Source organism: Agrobacterium sp. LR_9 (genome assembly GCF_041954855.1).
Lineage (GTDB): Bacteria > Pseudomonadota > Alphaproteobacteria > Rhizobiales > Rhizobiaceae > Agrobacterium > Agrobacterium leguminum.
Window position 1 is genome coordinate 152,080 of the sequence record NZ_JAVAYA010000008.1, and the last position, 16,609, is coordinate 168,688.

The 16,609-nt window shown below is 61.9% G+C and carries 11 protein-coding genes; 2 read left to right on the forward strand and 9 right to left on the reverse strand.

The features are described 5' to 3' along the window. The 4 genes from RAC79_RS12130 to RAC79_RS12145 are packed head-to-tail and all read right to left on the reverse strand — an operon-like array spanning position 1 to position 6,095. Positions 1-1,107: an ABC transporter ATP-binding protein gene (locus RAC79_RS12130; protein WP_374997059.1), complete on the reverse strand. Its 1,107-nt coding sequence runs from the start codon at positions 1,105-1,107 to the stop codon at positions 1-3. Further along, complete coding sequence (locus RAC79_RS12135) at positions 1,107-2,459, reverse strand: glycoside hydrolase family 28 protein (RefSeq protein ID WP_374997060.1); 1,353 nt, start codon at positions 2,457-2,459, stop codon at positions 1,107-1,109. Before RAC79_RS12135 ends, RAC79_RS12130 begins: the two co-directional genes overlap by 1 nt. Positions 2,460-2,464: 5 nt before the next feature. Beyond that, entirely contained in the window at positions 2,465-3,559 is a 1,095-nt protein-coding gene (locus tag RAC79_RS12140) for a glycoside hydrolase family 88 protein (RefSeq protein WP_374997061.1), read from the reverse strand. Between the two features lie 13 nt (positions 3,560-3,572). Next, a complete protein-coding gene (locus RAC79_RS12145) occupies positions 3,573-6,095 on the reverse strand; it encodes a hypothetical protein (protein ID WP_374997062.1) in 2,523 nt (840 codons plus the stop codon). Between the two features lie 194 nt (positions 6,096-6,289). On the opposite strand from RAC79_RS12145, the gene RAC79_RS12150 reads away from it, so the two are divergent. Together RAC79_RS12150 and RAC79_RS12155 are read left to right on the forward strand one after the other, a co-directional pair. Then, positions 6,290-7,570, forward strand: coding sequence for an ABC transporter substrate-binding protein (locus RAC79_RS12150; protein WP_031233411.1), 1,281 nt, complete (start codon positions 6,290-6,292; stop codon positions 7,568-7,570). Between the two features lie 253 nt (positions 7,571-7,823). Next, positions 7,824-9,806 carry a phosphatase PAP2 family protein gene (locus RAC79_RS12155; protein ID WP_374997063.1) on the forward strand — a complete coding sequence of 661 codons (1,983 nt, stop codon included), beginning with the start codon at positions 7,824-7,826 and terminating at the stop codon, positions 9,804-9,806. 56 nt (positions 9,807-9,862) lie between these two features. On the opposite strand, the gene RAC79_RS12160 is transcribed toward RAC79_RS12155, so the two are convergent. The 5 genes from RAC79_RS12160 to RAC79_RS12180 all read right to left on the reverse strand — a co-directional run bounded on the left by RAC79_RS12160 (position 9,863) and on the right by RAC79_RS12180 (position 16,531). Next, entirely contained in the window at positions 9,863-11,086 is a 1,224-nt protein-coding gene (locus RAC79_RS12160; RefSeq protein ID WP_374997064.1) for an MFS transporter, read from the reverse strand. After that, positions 11,086-13,515 carry a TonB-dependent siderophore receptor gene (locus RAC79_RS12165; protein WP_374997065.1) on the reverse strand — a complete coding sequence of 810 codons (2,430 nt, stop codon included), beginning with the start codon at positions 13,513-13,515 and terminating at the stop codon, positions 11,086-11,088. The genes RAC79_RS12160 and RAC79_RS12165 overlap by 1 nt, the downstream gene beginning before the upstream one ends. A 109-nt stretch (positions 13,516-13,624) precedes the next feature. Beyond that, the gene (locus RAC79_RS12170; protein ID WP_374997066.1) at positions 13,625-14,593 is read right to left on the reverse strand and encodes a FecR domain-containing protein; all 969 of its coding nucleotides are present in this window, start codon (positions 14,591-14,593) and stop codon (positions 13,625-13,627) included. An 84-nt stretch (positions 14,594-14,677) separates the two neighbouring features. Beyond that, positions 14,678-15,184 carry a sigma-70 family RNA polymerase sigma factor gene (locus RAC79_RS12175; RefSeq protein ID WP_142845177.1) on the reverse strand — a complete coding sequence of 169 codons (507 nt, stop codon included), beginning with the start codon at positions 15,182-15,184 and terminating at the stop codon, positions 14,678-14,680. Between the two features lie 198 nt (positions 15,185-15,382). Then, positions 15,383-16,531 (reverse strand): ROK family transcriptional regulator, encoded by a 1,149-nt coding sequence (locus tag RAC79_RS12180; RefSeq protein ID WP_142845176.1) that lies wholly within the window; start codon positions 16,529-16,531, stop codon positions 15,383-15,385. Positions 16,532-16,609: the final 78 nt, after the last annotated feature.

Here is a 16,609-nt window from a genome sequence, read left to right on the forward strand (position 1 = left end):
CTAACCTCTCCCTTCGCTGTTCAGGCGCGGCAACGCCAGTTCGGTGGCGGGATCGAAGACATGCACCTTTTCCCGCGCCGGCATGATCTTCAGCACCGAGCCGGAAGCGGGGGCAAAATGGCCCGCCTGATGCACGATGATCTGCTCTTTCTCGCCCTGGAGATTGCCGTAGAGATAGGTCTCGGTGCCGAGGCTTTCGTGATACTGCACCTCGAAGGGCAAGCCGGCATTGTCGGAGATGGTGAAATGCGAGGGGCGAATGCCCGCGAGAACCGCCTGCCCGGAGCTGACGGCTGCCGGATCGACAAGGCAGGGCAGTGACACACCGTAGCCGGCGTCGATGGCGATGCTACCGTCGCTGCCCTTGGTGATCGTGCCCTTCAGCATGTTCATGCGCGGCGAACCGAGGAAACCGGCGACGAAGAGATTGCGCGGATTGTCGAAAAGCTCGAGCGGGCTGCCCACCTGCTCGATGCGCCCGGCGCGCAGCACCACGATCTTGTCGGCCATGGTCATGGCTTCCACCTGATCATGGGTGACATAGATCATCGTCGTCTTGATATCGCGATGCAGGCGGGTGATTTCGGCACGCGTCTGCACGCGCAGCGCCGCGTCGAGGTTGGAAAGCGGCTCATCGAACAGGAAGATATCCGGTTCGCGCACGATGGCGCGGCCGATGGCGACGCGCTGGCGCTGGCCGCCGGAAAGCTGTTTCGGCTTGCGGTCGAGATAGGGCTCGATGGCCAGCATCCGGGCCGCCTCGTTGATGCGGCTTTCGATTTCCGCCCGCTTGAAACGCAGGTTTTCCAGGCCGAAGGCAAGGTTCTTGCGCACGCTCATATGCGGGTAAAGCGCGTAGGACTGGAAGACCATGGCGATCTTGCGCTCGGCCGGGGACAGCGCGCTGACATCGCGGTTTCCGATGGCTATGCTGCCCGAGGTGACGTCCTCGAGACCGGCGATGATGCGCAGCAGCGTCGATTTTCCGCAGCCCGAAGGGCCGACGAAAACGACGAATTCGCCGTTCTCGATCTGAAGATCGATGTCATGCAGCACATGAACGGCGCCGAACGCCTTGTTGAGGTTTTCGAGTTTCAGACTTCCCATCACCTGCTCCCTTCGGGCAAGTTCGTCGTCGCGACGATTTCTTGGCTGTTCCAGCCCTCGGGCAAGGGCGTCGTTCTTTTGATGGCGACATCGCGGGCCGCAAATCCTTCCACGCCGGCAAGATAAACCGCCGGCATTCCGCCGGGATAATCCTCCATTCCGACGATCCTGCCCTCAGCATCCTGCGTCCAGGCGTTGGCGCGGCCGGCGGCATGGGGGCTTGGCGCAATATCCGCATTTGTGGGGCGCAGATCATATTGCAGGCCGGTGCCAAGCTTGCCGGGTTGCTGCGACAGCGTGATGCGCTCCAACCGGACATTGTGAATGCCGGCCTTCGATGTGGCGACGAGGTTGATCGCGCCTTCCATCGAACCGCTCAAGTCTTCCACGACCAGATTGTCGACGCTGCCGGCCTGACGCTCGGGGCGGCGGTCGACGACCGTGACGGTGACAGCCTCACCCGAACCCCAGAAGCCGCCCGGCGTTTCGTGGCATTCGGTCTCGATCCTTGAAAAGCGGATGTTGCGCATCGCGCCGCCATCGCGGGAAAACAGGCCGACGCCGCGATTGGACTGGACGATTTTGCAATCCTCGAACGCGACATCGGTGAAATTGCCGAAGGATTCCGTGCCGAGCTTCAGCGCGCAGCTCATGCTGGAAACGGTGCAGCGGCGAACGGTGATATCGGCGCAGGCTCCAACGGCCTTGCCATCCGGCCCGGCGCTGGTCTTCAGGCAGATGCCGTCATCGGCGGTCGAGATAAAGCAATCCTCGATCAGGGCGCGCCGGCAGGCATCGAGCACGATGCCGTCGGTATTCGGCAGGCGGCGGTCGTTTTCGATGCGCAGATTGCGGAAATGAAGGTCTTCGCAATCGACCATGTGCAGCGTCCACATCGGCGAACCACTGACGGAGAGGTTTTCAAGGCGCACGTTGCGGCAGCTTTCCAGCACCATCACGCGTGGGCGTTTTTTCGCCGGGACATAGGTGCCCATGGCCTTGTCGTCGCCGACGATGAAGTTTTCACCGCCGGCCTCGATACGGCCGGGGCCGGTGACGGCGATGTCATGCGCGCCGCTGGCGATGATCATGCCGCGATCGGAGTCTTCGGCAATCACCGAAACCCGGGTCAGGGCATAGGCGTCGTAATCGGAAACGGGGGCAAGCACCGCATCTTCGGCAAGGTGCAGTTCCACGCCGCTTTTGAGATGGAGGCCGGCGCTGACGTGACGCCCGGCCGAGAGAGACACGCGCCCGCCGCCTGCGGCTGAAACGGTGTCGATAGCCTGCTGGATGGCCGCCGTGGCATCAAGGCCACCTGCCGCGACTGTGATGTCCTGACTGATGTTCATGATGCTCACGATGCCTTTGGCCTTTTCAGAAAAACGTCGATCAGAAGCAGCATGGTCAGCGCCTGCCCGTAGGGCGTGGGCAGATTGGGAATGCGGCGGTAGAAGTCGAGATCGTGGCCCATCGGCGTGCCGTCGGAAACGCCGTGGACGACGCCTTCGTCGTCGATATTGCCAAGCACCGCCTTCAGTGCGCGTTCCGCATGCGGGCGATTTTCTTCGCCGAGAATACCGGCCTCTATGCCGCGCAGAATGCCATAGGCGATGCCGGCCGTCGCCGATGTCTCGACCGGCGATGTCGGATCATCGAGCAGCGTGTGGAACATGCCGTCCTCGCGCTGATACTGCCTGAGCGACCGCACCTGGCTTGCCAGCACATTGGCGAGGAAACGCCTGTCCTTTTCGCCAAGCGTCGGCACCAGTTCGAAGAGTTCGGGAATGGCGACGGTGATCCAGGAATTGCCGCGCGCCCAGAAGGCGTCAGCGAAATTATGGCGTCCGTTGAAGGTCCAGCCGTGATACCAGAGCCCGGTGACGGGGTCCGAGAGATAGCGCGTATGGATCATGAACTGGTAAACCGCCTCGTCGATCCAGTCCTGACGTTTGCAGACGACGCCGGCGCGGGCGAGGAACAGACATGCCATGAACAGCGTGTCGTCCCAGAGTTCGCCCTCATTCAGCCGCTCCTTGACGACATGCTGGAAGCCGCCATCTTCGGTTTTCGGCAATTGATGCACCAGCCAGTCGGCCCAGTCTTCCACCAGCGCCCGGAAATCCGGCCGGTCGACATGTTCGATGAGGATGACGAGCGGCAGCATCGGCGCGGAGCTGTTGATCTGGCGCGGCGGCAGGCCGCGCTCGATCTGCCAGCCATACCATGTCACGAGGTCATCCAATGCCTTTCGGTCGTTGGCGGCCAGCGCCCGGCGCAGGAAGCCGTAAAGGCCCACACCCACTTCCCAGTCCCATTCGTCGAACTGGATCTTGCCATCGGAACTGCCGCTGACCAGACCTTCCTGAATGCCCTTGAGGCGGCTGAAGGCGGCGGCGACATTGTCGATCGTCGTCCTGAGAGTGTCTTTTTCCATGCTTGGCTGGTTCATCTGTCAATTCCGCTTAGGAGTAGAATGGTTGTGCCGCGCCGCCCGATGCGGGGTCGGCACTGTCGAAGGTGATTTCCGGCTGGGGCTGGTCGTGGTCGAAGGCCATGGCCTGCCCGCCAATGGTGAAAGCGCCGTCCCAGTTGAGAGTAAGTTCTGGCCCGCCGGGTGGTGTCACTGCGAGCAGCCGGCTTTCGGCATCGAAGGTGACCCGTGTGGCGAGAATTTTCTCACGAAATCCGGCGAAGGCTTGCGCGTCGCCGCAGCCGATAACGCCGATCCAGCCGGCACGGCGGCCGGGCGATCTGATTTCGCGGTTGGCGGTTGCTCCAGACGTGACGGGTTCAAGTCCGTTCGTCGCATAAAGTGCGGCAAAGCCTCGGCCCGAGCGGGTGATGAGCCAGTTGCCCTCCACCAGCACCTCGTCCAGCCCGTCGCGGCCGAGATAGGCATGGGTCCAGTCGTTGCGGTGATCGTGCGTATCGAAGATCAGCATCGCCAGATCGCGATGTTGCGCCACGCGCGGCAGGATGCCGCTTCCCGCCCAATAGGAGGGGCGTTGCGTGCCCCACGGATCGTCTTCGCCGGGATGATTGACCCAGAGCCGTGCCATCGGATGGCCGGCAAGCTTGATATCCATGACGTGCTGCTGGTGGCCCTTGCGGCCGGTTTTGTGATCGACAACGGTGGAAAGCTGGGCGGCCTCGTTCTTGAACAGCACGAGCTTGCCGGGCTCCAGACCCTGCGCATAACGCGCCTCGACCATGCGGCCGCTTGTCAACTGTGAAAGGGCGGCGAGATGCGCCGGCGGCAGGTAATCGCCGCAGCAGAACATCGGTAGCGAGGCGACACCGTTGTTCAGCCAGCCCTGACCGAAGGCGACCTGCGCGAAGGGCGCCAGTTCCGTCAGCGGCCCGGCGCGCAGCTCCTTGTCATAGGCTCTGCCCTGAGAGCCGGAGGGAACGCCGCCGAGCGTGTGCAACGCGATCATTTCGAAGATGAGATCGATCTGATAGCGCGCGCGTGCTGCAAGCTCCGGTCCCGCCCAATGTTCGATGGCGAGAAGGCCGATGAAATCCACCGGATAATAGGCAGCGGAGTTCCACTCGGCCAGCCCATGTGCCTCGACGCTGTCGAACCAGCGCTCCAGCCGGTCTGCCGCCAGCGCCGCCTGTTCTCTGCCGGTGCGGCCGGAGGCGGTGAAGACGGCATCCGGCAGATATTCGCCAGCCAATAGCTGACTGGTGTGGAAGCAGAGAACATGGTTCTCGCTCCAGAACCACATGACGTCATTGCCCGGTTCGTCCACCCAGTAGCGATAGCCGAGGATCGAGGCATCGATCCGCGCCCGCATCTCGGCCGGCAGGCGGTCCCCATAGGCGCGCACCAGCCACAGAAGCGGGATCATCACGAAATCGGAGCAGTCTTCCCGCCGATCGATGGAATGCAGCGTCGCATCGACGATCCCGCCGATCGTCTCGATATCGTCGCTGCCGGTGGCGACCATCGCCAGCGCGCGGCCGATGCGCCAGGCACCGAAACGGGCGCTGAAGGAGAGAGCGGCTTTTTTTCGCTCGTTGATATCGGCATCGGATGCTTCCGGCGCGATATCATGCATGAACGCCGCGTCGATGACGCGGGTTACCGTTCCCGCTCCCGAACCCATGGTGATTTTGACACCGTGATATCCGTCCGAAATGCCTGTCGTTTCAGGGATCTTCAGCGAGGATTGCCCGGCCTTCAGCACCGTATCCACTTCCGCGAGCGAAGCGCGCTCATGCCCATGGCTTTTGACGGCAATGTGCACCGGCAGGTCGCTCGCTGGCGCCGCCCCGAAGACCAGTTCGAGGGCTGTGCCGGAAAACACGTCTCGCGCCGGGCGAACATCGCGCACCAGCGCGGCGAGACGCTTCGTCTCTTCTCGGTCGAGCGGCACGGGCAGCACGACGGTCAGCGGCATGGCGTCGACGACCTCAAGTTCGAAGAACCAGATGATGTCGCGTTCCGCCAGATCCTCGCAGAGCAGCAGCACTTCGTTATCGCCGGCTGCGAGATCGAGCGTGATGTCACGGCTGCTTTCGACATTGCGGATGAAAGGTTCGAAACGGACCTGTTCGACGCCGCCTACCCAGATGCGGACGCCGCCGCAGGTGCGCAGCCGAAAATGCGCCTGTCTTGCCGCATCGCTACGGAAGGTGCCCTTCAGCCAGCGCTGCACATGGGTGGGAACATGCCAGAAACCGGTGAATTCGACGCGGCGATTGGAGCCCGGCAGGTTGAGGTGCGATACCGGCCAGCTGGTATCGGGTGCGATATCGCGGCCGATCATGGTCTGCTGGAAGGCCTTGCGGCAGGGCAGGTCGCCCACATCCACGAAACCGTTGATGAAGCGATAGTTCACACGGTCTTCGGCGGGGGCTGCGGTGCCGGGAAACGACGTCTCCACCAGATCGGAGACGATCCAGGCGGTCACCGTTTCGCCGTTTGCGACGGTATATGTCGGCTGCGACGCGTTCGCCGCAAATGGTCCATCCGTCATAATGGATCGCCTCCCGTCGATCTTTATGAAATTATTTTCACAATCCGATTTTCGCTTTTCCGCGTCGATTTGTGCGATTTATGCAAAACAAACAGCTTGACGTTTATTCTGTCAAGCCGCAAAACATTATAAATCGAATTAAGCAGAGGAGCTTCCGTTCGATTTATGAAAATATTTTCATTGGGAGGATGAGCATGATGAAATTGTTTTCGGGCGTCAGCGCCCTTGTGGTGGCCTCTGTCGCCGGTCTTGCGACGGCCCAGGCCGAGACCCGCACGATTACTTTCCTTTTTACGGATGACGACCAGGGTTATGTGCAGCGCATGTCGGAACTCAGCAAGGAGTTCGAGACGGCCAATCCGGGTGTGAAGATCAATTTCGTGTCTTCGGGTTATGACGCGGTTTCCAAGCAGCTGCCGGTGCAGCTTGCGGTGGGCGAAGGTCCTGATATCGCCAAGATCACCGACTGGCAGCTTGCGCCCTATTATCTCGACATGCGCCCCTATATGAAAGACGCGGAAGCCTTCGCGAAGCTGCACGGTTCCAGCCTCAACCAGCTTCGCCTGCCGAATGTCAACGATCCGCAGTCGATCAACGGTTACATGGCATCGCAGACGCTGAACCTGCCCTTCGTCAACAAGACGCTGTTCGAGCAGGCGGGCGAACCCTTGCCCGGCCCGACCGCGAAATTCAGCGAGATCGTCGAGGCTTCCGCCCGTGTCGCCAAGGCGACCGGCGTGCAGATTCCCTTCACCATGGACCGTTCCGGCCACCGCTTCTCCGGCGGCGCCTTTGCTTATGGCGCGACCTATGTGAAGGACGGCAAGTTCAGCTTCCCGGACGATGCGGCGAAGAAATATATCGCCGATATCTATTCATGGACGCAGAATGGCAGCTTCCCCAAAGAGATGTGGGGTGCGGCAGGCGGTTCGCAGTACAAGAACATGGGTGACGAGTTCGTCAACGGCAATGTCGTGACCTATCTGGCCGGCAACTGGATGGTCAATCCGTTCCAGAACAAGATCGGCGACAGTTTCGAATGGACGGCGATCAATGCGCCCTGCGGTGAGGCCGGATGCTACGCCATGCCCGGCGGCACCGCCATTGTCGGCTTCAAGCGCACCAAATATCCCGAAGATGTGGCTCACTTCATCGAATTCCTCGGCTCCGAAAAGGTGCAGCGGGAAATCGCCGAGAACTACGTCATCCTGACCGGCGCGGAGATCGTCGATCCGCAATACAAGCTGAAGAGCGAAGACGCCAAGGCGGCGATGAAGGTCTTCCTCGACAACAAGAAGAACGTGCCGCAGGCCGCCCGTGAGTTCGAGCGCGCCAAGGGCGGCAGCGCCATGTATCAGCAGATCGTGCAGCGCATGAGCCAGCTCATCGTCGGCGAGTTGACGCTCGACCAGACCTACAAGGTTCTGGAAGATGACGTCGCCAAGATCAACGAGGCTGTCGCGGTCAAGAAATAACGGCCCGACCGTCCGCCTCCGGCGGAACGATGAAGTTCTCGAAGGATATGCCCGGAGTGGCGCTCCGGGCATATCGCGCCGTTTCTTTCCGAAGACGGCGCATTTTCGCTGGAGGAACTGCCGCAGGGAGCCGTTCCCGGCGGCCCATCGAAAAACTGAAATACGCTCCGTTTAAACCTGACGATGAGGCGCGCGGAACGCCGCGCCGCCTGTTTTCGTCACGCGTCACTCGCTGAAAATCATAGGATTCGTCATGGCCAGACTGAAGATGTCGTCTTTCTTTTCCGCACGCTCGAGCCTGCTCGCCTCCGTCGCATTGCTGGTTCTGGTTCCGGGCGCGCAGGCGTTCGATCGCACCGGGCCGGCAGGACAGGGTTATGCCATAACGGTGCCGGAACCGGCGGCAACATATCCGCTGCCGCTTGCCGACAATTATCGCAACCAGACCGGCAAGAATGAGAAGGGCGAGGCGGTTGGCGCCTATGATGACCGGGACAACCCGATCATTGAAATCCTCACCGGTTTCAACCGCATCTGGACGCTTGGCGATGAAAAATGGGCGGATGGCGGCGCCAATGGCGATGGCCCGGCGGATTTCAGCCATGTGAAGATCGTCGATCCCGCCGTCTGGCAGGAAAACATGCGTTACGTGCTGTCCGTGACCGGTGAAAACCGCACGCGCGCTGCCGCTTTCGAAGCCTATATGAATGATCGCCGTTCGCAGGGTTACAGCGTCATCGACGGCATGGGGCCGCTTGCCGCCTGGTATCGCGAAGGGGCCGGTGCAACGACGACGATCAATCATACGCTCGCTGATTTCGATCCGAACGAGGTCATCGCCCGCAAGGAAGACGACAAGGGCACCGAGGCGGGTGCTGCCGATAGCGAACTGAAGGATTTTGTCGCCTTCATGAAGGTGATCCGCGGCCCGGAGGGTACGACCTCACCGGCGAAATATTTCTATTCCTCGCCACGGCCCTGGCGCATGAACGACAAAGGCGAGGTGATCGAGACCGGCAAGGAAACGATTGGTGACCGCAGCTTTGAAGGCTATGAAAGCGATCCGGGCGTCATCGTACCGGCGCTGAAATATGTGCGTGAAACCCGCGGTCGCGGCAAGGATGGCGGTTTTCCGAGCGGGCACACCAATGCCGCCTATCTGGCCGCCATCGCTTACGCCTATGCGGTGCCGGAGCGCTTTTCCGAATTGCTGACGGCGGCCTCCGAACTCGGCGAGAGCCGCATCGTCGCCGGCATGCATTCACCGCTCGACGTGATCGGCGGCCGCATCACCGCAACCGCCATGGCTGCCGCCATGTTGCAGGACCCCAAAAATGCCGAGGTGAAGAAGGCTGCGCATGCGGCCTTGCAGGCCTATTTTGCCAAACGCCTGCCGCAGGGCCAGTCGCTCATCGATTTTGCCCATGGCGCAAAGCCGGATGTCGATCAATTTGCCGATGCGGCGAAGAACGGGGCGGATTATCGCAGGCGCATGACCTATTCCTTCAGCCGCGACAGGGCCGCAGGCGATGCGCCGATGGTGGTGCCGAAGGGGGCGGAGGTCCTGCTGGAGACACGTTTGCCTTATCTCGATGCCGCCCAGCGCCGCGCCGTGCTGTTTTCCACCGGCATCAAGGCCGGTTATCCGCTGCTGGATGACAGCAATGGCTGGGGCCGCATCAATCTGGTCGCTGCCGCCAGCGGTTACGGTGCATTTGACGGCGATGTCGAGGTGACGATGGACGCTGCCGCCGGCGGGTTCAATGCGGCGGACAGATGGACGAACGATATTGCCGGGGCAGGGCGTCTCGTCAAGTCCGGCAGCGGAGCGCTGACGCTTGGCGGCCATAACAGCTATGGCGGCGGCACCATTCTCAGGGAGGGAACGCTGGTGGCGTCGTCCGCCGATGCGCTTGGAACCGGCGGCGTGCTGGTCAGCGGCGGCACGCTGTCGCTCGGCGGAGAGACGGATCTTGTCATCGGCGGCGATTATACGCAGTCGGGCGGCACGCTGGCGGTCGACCCGCAGAAGGCTGCGCTTCGGATCAAGGGCAATGCGGTGCTGGACGGCGCGACGCTGAAGCTCGCTTTCGATGGCGGCGCGCCAGCCGCCGGCACGCGGTTCGATGTGATCTCCGCCAACGGTCTGACCGGAACCTTTACCTCGATAGATGCGGGCAATGTGAAGCTGCGGCCGGTCTATACTGGTTCGGCGCTGTCTGTGGTGGTCGAATAGGCCGATGCAAGAGGCCTGCCGGGCGCGGTTTAAGCCGCCGCGCCCTGAGGTTCGGTTCAAGAGTTCTGCCGTCGCATCAGCAGGAAGATGACCGGTGCGGCGAGCACCGAAACGACGGCAGCAATGATGAAGGAGGCCTGATAGCCGAATTTTTCGGCGATCGCGCCTGCGCCCAACCCGCCGATCATGCCGACAACGCCATCCATGCACTGGAACAGGGTGAAATCGACCCCGGCCTGCCGGGGGTCGGACCAGCCCATGAAGCAGGCGTAAAGCGCGACGAAGCCGATGGACATGATGCCCGACGAGCTAGCCACCGCAACCGCCATGACGACCCATTGCGAAATATCGCGATGAACGCTGAAATAGGCGAAAAGGCTGAGCAGCGCCGTCTGCACGAAGATGGCGATGAGCAGGATTCGGGACGCCCCGTAGAGGCGTACCAGCGTGCCGCCGAGCAGTGCGCCGGCGAAACCGACGATCATGCTGCCCACGCCATTCAGCGTGCCGATGGTGGCGAGATCGAAACCGTAATCGACCAGAAACGGGCCGAGCATTGCCAGACCCCATTTCTGCGCCGCGACATAAACAGCCGCAACCAGAAGGCCGGTGCGGACTTCCCGTCGCTTGAGCGCGTTTTTGATCGATGGCAGATGGTCCCGTGTTTGCGTGACCGTTCTTGCCGCCGGGCCGAACAGGAAGGGGAGCGCGAGCAGGATGACGAGCCCGGCCATGACCAGCGTGGCGCTCGTCCAGCCGGCGCGCTCCACCAGCACCAGAAACAGGCCGGCGCCGATGGCGGAGCCGAGATAGGAGCCGCCCACCTGTGCGGCATTGCCCCAGCCATGATGCTCTTCCGCCAGCGTTTCGACCGCATAGCCGTCGCAGGCGATGTCGACTGTCGCCGTCACCAGCGCGATTACCGACAGGATGGCGATTGCGACGGAAACCGGCGACGGGCCGGTGAAAGCAAGAACAGCGAGGCCGAAGGCGCAGGCGGCGATGCCCGTGCCGACGATCACCCGCGACCGGTTCCTGCCGACGGGCGGCAGGCGGTAACGCTCCACATGCGGCGACCAGAGGAATTTCAGCGCCCATGGCAGAACGACGAGATAAAGCAGGCCGATCTGGTCGAGCGGCAGTCCGGCGGTTCTGAGCACCGCCGGCAGGCCGAGAAAGGTCAGCCCGCCAATTACGCTCTGGCCGACATAAAGCCCCCCGACCGCCACGAAGACGGCGGCCGGCGACGGCTTGGTTGTGGCAGGGTTCTGCTGCAGCATCAGAAGCGATACCGGATGCTGCCGACGACCTTGCGGCCTTCGTCATAATAGCAGAAGCCCGTGGTGCAGACCTGTTTCACCTCGTCGAGAAGGTTGGTGGCGTTGATCTGCAGTTTCACGCCTTCCAGCGAGGGCAGGGCCTTGCCGAGATCGTAGCGCAGCGAGGCGTCGACGAAGGTGCGGGCCTCATTGTCGAGAATGGGGGTGTGCTGGTTGTCGCCGAAGCTCGATCCGACATAACGCAGCCCCGCGCCGATGCCGAGGCCTTCGAGCGCACCGCTCTGGAACTCGTAATCGGCCCACAGCGAGAAGGTGTGATAGGGCGATGAATTGAGCTGCTTGCCCACCGTTTCCGACGTCAGTTTGGTGATTTCAACGTCGTTATAGGAATAGGAGCCGATGAGGCTCCAGCCATTGTCGAGCGAGGCCGTGGCTTCGAGTTCCACGCCGCGCGAGCGCAGGTCGAGCTGGCGCAGCAGGTTGATGCCGGACGAGGTCTCATAGACCGTCGCATTGTCCTGATCGAGATTGAAGAAGGCGGCGCTCAGCAGGGCGTTATATTGCGGCAGGGCATATTTCACGCCGAGCTCATATTGCTTGCCGACCGTCGGCTGCGCCTGGCCCGTAACCGTTCCCGTGGTGATGATGACGCCCGGATTGGCGACGAAGGAGGTGCCGTAGCTGGCATAGGGCATCACACCGCTGTCAAAGACATAACCGAGGCTGGCGCGGCCGGTCGTTTTGGTTTCATCGCCGTCATAGGTGGGAGCCGTTGCGTCTCCGACGGTCTGGGCCTGATATTCGGTATCCAGCCAGTCGTGACGAATGCCGGCCGTCAGGCGCCAGCGGTCGATTTCGACCTGATCCTGCGCATAGATGCCGAGCGTGTTCATCCTCTGCTTCAGTATCAGCGATACGTCGGGCACATAGGTGAAGGTGTCGGAGAAGGGGCTGGCCCCGTTGCCCTGTTTCGAGGTGTAGGACATATGGCTGAAGTCGATACCCGTCAGCAGCGTATGTTTCGCCGGGCCGGTGTCGAATTCTGTCTTCAGGTAATTGTCGGCGGAGACGCCTTCATTGTCCTCGATGGTGATGCCGGGATAATTGGCGAAGACCCATTGCTGGTCGGCCGAAAGGGCAGAATAACGCGCCTTGCTGTAGAAGGTGACGTTGTCGTTGATTTCATGCTCGAACTCATAGCCGATACGCCATTGTTTCTGCTCGAAATCATTAAAACGGGAATCGCCGCCATAAACCGGCGTCGCGCCGATCGACTTGCCGTCGCTGCCGTAATTGTTGATGTATCCCCAGGTGCCGCCGGTGGTGCTGTCCATATATTCGCCGAGCAGCGTCAGCTTGATGCCGGCATCCGGCTGGAAGGTGAAGGCCGGCGCGATGAACAGCCGGTCGTCCTTGATGGCGCTGATTTCGTTGCGGCCGTCGCGGGCCACCCCGGTCAGTCGGTAAAGCATGGTCTTCTCGTCATCGACGGCGCCGGAAAGATCGAAAGCGCCCTGCACGCGTCCGAAGGAGCCATATTGCAGCTCCACCTCGCGCAGCGTCTCTTCGGTCGGGCGTTTCGAGATGATATCGACAATGCCGCCGGAGCTGCTGGCACCATAGATGGAGGCGGCGGGACCGCGCAGGATGGAAACCGCTTCCACGCCATAGGGCTCAAGCCGGGCGCTGCCGTTCTGGCTGCTGACCTGCCGCAGGCCGTCGCGGAAGATGCCGGTGGTGCTGAGATCGGTGCCGCGCACCTTGAAGGCGTCGAAGCGCGGCTCCGCGCCATATTGGCCGATGCGCGCGCCGGGCGTGTAGTTCAGCGCTTCCGAGAGGTTCTGCGGCTTCAGGTCATCGAGCTGCTTGCGGCTGACGGTGGTGATCGACTGGGCTGTTTCGGCAACCGGCGTATCGGTCTTCGTGGCGGTGCGGCCGGATTTGCCGACATAGCCATTGCTCTCGATGATGCCCCTGGCGCCTTCAAGGCCGGTGCCCTGCACGGTGATCGGCGCAAGCAGGGTGCTGCCGGCGGCAGCCGAACCGCCGCCTTCGCCGGTCTGGCTGGCGGGATCGAAAATGCGGACGGTATTGCCGCCGGCCAATGCGTAGTTCAGTCCCGATCCGGCCAGAAGCCCGCTGACGGCCGCCGATACGCTGAGCGTGCCCTTGACGCCGGCCGTGCCGCGGCCCCTGGTGATCGCGGAGGGGTAGACCATGCGCAGATTGGCCTGGCGGCCGAAGCTCAGAATGGCGTTTTCCAGCGGCCCTGCGGGAATGGACACGGTGACGGTGGCGGGTGCGCCGCTTGCGGCGGGCGGTGTCTGCGCGCTGGCGGTCATGGCGCCCGGACCTGCGGCGACGATACCCCCGATGATCGCCGTCGTCGTCAGCCAGAACCAGCCGCGTGCCTGCTTGCCCAAATTCATGTCATTCCCTCTCACTCGTGATCTCATGCCCCCCGATTAAACGGGTCCTGATTGCCTAGAGTGAAAAGGCGGGCCGACTCCTGACGTCGGATCTGCGAAAAAAGTTATTTTATCGCGAGCGGACGAAAACCAGCATTCCGGAAAGTCGCGATACGGAAACGGGAAGGCTTTCTTCGAGAATGGTGAGCGCCTGATCCGTGTCCTTCAGGTCGAAGATGCCGGAGACGTGCTGCCTCGCCGCCGCCTCATCGAGGATGACGATGCGGCCCCGGCGATATTGCGAGAGAATATCGAGAACCTCGCGCAGCGGCTGGCCGGAAAAGACGAGCTTGCCTTCGCGCCAGGCCATGCTGTTGGCGACATCCTTGCGGGCGCGCACCAGCCTGCCGTCGCCACCAAGGGTCACGGCCTCTCCGGGTGTCAGCACGGCGATCTCGGCGCCTGTGGTCACCTCCACCCGGCCTTCCTCCACCTGCACCTCCTGCGGCAGCGCGCCATTGCCGGTGCGCACCGAATAATGGGTGCCGAGCGCCTTTGCCGTCAGCGCTCCATCCTCGACGATGAAGGGCCGCTCCGGGTTTTTGGCGACATCGAAATAAGCTTCGCCGCGAAGAAGGGTGATGCGCCGTTCCTTTTGCGAATAATGAACGGCAATCGCCGTGTCGGTGTTCAGGCTGATGCGGCTGCCGTCTTCCAGCGAAAGCATGCGTGTTTCGCCGATTTCGGTGTAATAATCCGCCTGCCAGCGGTCCTTCAATCCGCTTTTCTCCGCAAACAGCGCTGCAAGCCCGATGAGGCAGAGACCGGCAATACCCGCCAGCATTGCCCGTCGAGGTCCGCGCCGTTTTCGCTGCTCGACCGGCGCAAGCTCGATATCGCCAAGCTCACCCCAGAGGCTCTGCATGTCCTCATAGGCGCTGGCATGGGCGGCATCGGCCCGCAGCCAGACATGAAACGCCTCGCGCTCCGCTTCCGTCGCGTCTGCCGATTGCATGCGCGCCACCCACAGCGCGGCCTCTTCGGCCAGACCGTCATCGGTCAAGCCGTTATCCTTCAGACCGTCCGGGCGCTTGTTCATGTCCTGATCTGCCGTTTGTTGCGTGCTGAGATGTGTTCCTTTTCCCTTATAGAGTGAAAAAGGATGCGAACACCTGATGCCGGTCTACATTTTTATTTGCGCGCGGACCTGACGGCAGTGCAGCAGCGCCTTGATGATGTGTTTTTCCACCATGTTGCGGGAAATGCCGAGAAGGGCGGCGATTTCGCCGTTGGAATGGCCATGCAGGCGGCTGAGCACGAAGACCTGCTGGCAACGCTTGGGCAGTGCCTCGATGGCGCGCGCCATTAAAATAAGGTGCTGCCGCCCGGCGACGATCCGCTCCTGCCCCGGTTCTTCGCAGGCAACGGCGAAGCCGTCTTCGTAAGGTGCGAATAACGGCCGCTCTCGTGACTGGCGAATGGCCGTCAGGCGGGCGACGGACCGGGCGATCTGGAAGAGATAGGCCTGTGGATTGTCGATCAGCGTCGCATGAGAAACCTCCAGCGCCCGCAGCACGGTTTCCTGCATGGCGTCGGCAGCGTCTTCCCGGTTCTGCAAACGCCGGCGGAAAAACCGCATCAGGCGGCTTTCCTCCTCCGCATCGAGAACCTGTAACAGGGCTTTGCTCATCAATCGACCCGGTGACGTACTGGCTGGGCGCATGAAGCAGCTCGATATGCTGCGTCAATGTCGCGATAAACATGATATTTCTAATCATATTTATCGCCTTCGGATGCAAGCTGCCAACCAGTAAAAAACCGGGGGCGAAATCAGGCTCACGTTTCCGTGATGATTGTTGCGGGATTACATCAGGCCGCTTGGGCTGAGTTACAGGAAATAGCGCACCCTGAGCGGCAGCAGCGCCGCACCGATGGCGGATGGATCGCCCTTTGTTTCGCTGAGAACCAGCTTCGCCTCCTTCGGCCCGACACCGTAACGATGTTCGCGCCGGGAGGGCATGTGCGTGCGTTCGATCATCATCCGGCCAAGCGCACGCGGCAATTGCCCGCCAAAGACGATAGCCTGCGGATCGAGAACCGCGATCAGGCTCGCCACCAGCCTGTCCACCTGCGGCATCGTCTCGGCGAGCCACTCCTCGACGCCCGGCCATGCGGGGTCGAATTGCTGATAGAGCGCTTCGATGGAATGGATGTCGACGCCGTTTTTCTGGAGCGTGGCGATCAGATATTGCAGGGCCGGGCGTTTGGGCGATTCATCCGGGCTGTATATGCCGCTGAATTCGCCGGCATTGCCATGAAAGCCGTGAAACGGCTGGCCACTGAGGATCAACCCGCCGCCGAAACCGTAATTGAACGACAGATAGGCAAAGGTCTGGCACCAGGAGCCGACACCGCGAAGGCTTTCTCCGATCGCCCCGGTGGTGGCGTTGTTCTCCAGCCAGACCGGCAGGCGGAACCGTTTCTCAAGGATCGGCTTCAGGTCCATCAGCGACCAGTCGCGCAGGGGCTCCGGCGCATTGAAGGCGCGGTCCTCAGACACGAAGAAGCCGGACATTGAAAAGCCGAGGCCAAGCAGGCGCTCGCGCGGGATGCGATGTTCCGAGAGCAGCCTGTCGAGGGCCAGAGACAAAGCGACAAGCGTCTCCTCCCGGTCCTCCGGAAGCATCTTCAGTTTTTCCTCGACGATCACGTCGCAGCGAAGATCGGCGATACAGATCACCACGGAGTCGGTGTTGATGGAAATGCCAAGCGAATAGGCCGCTTCCGGCACCAGTTCGATGGTGGGGCTCGGCTGGCCGCGCGTGCCCTTGAGCGGCGCGCCGGTTCGCAGAAGCCCGCGCTCCAGCAGACCTTCGATCAGCCGATGCACGGATTGCTGCGTCAGGTTCGTGTGACCGGTGATCGATGCGCGGGCGATGGGCCCATGGCGGCGCACGATATCCAGAATGAGACGCTCATTCTCGCTGGCAAGCGGCTGGCGATCGAAGGTCTGGTGCGGCGTCTGATCTGTTGTCATGGCCTTGGATAACGGCTGTGCGGGGCAGCGGCAACACGGGGCATTGGTTTGCGACAGCATTTTTCACTGGACTGTCAC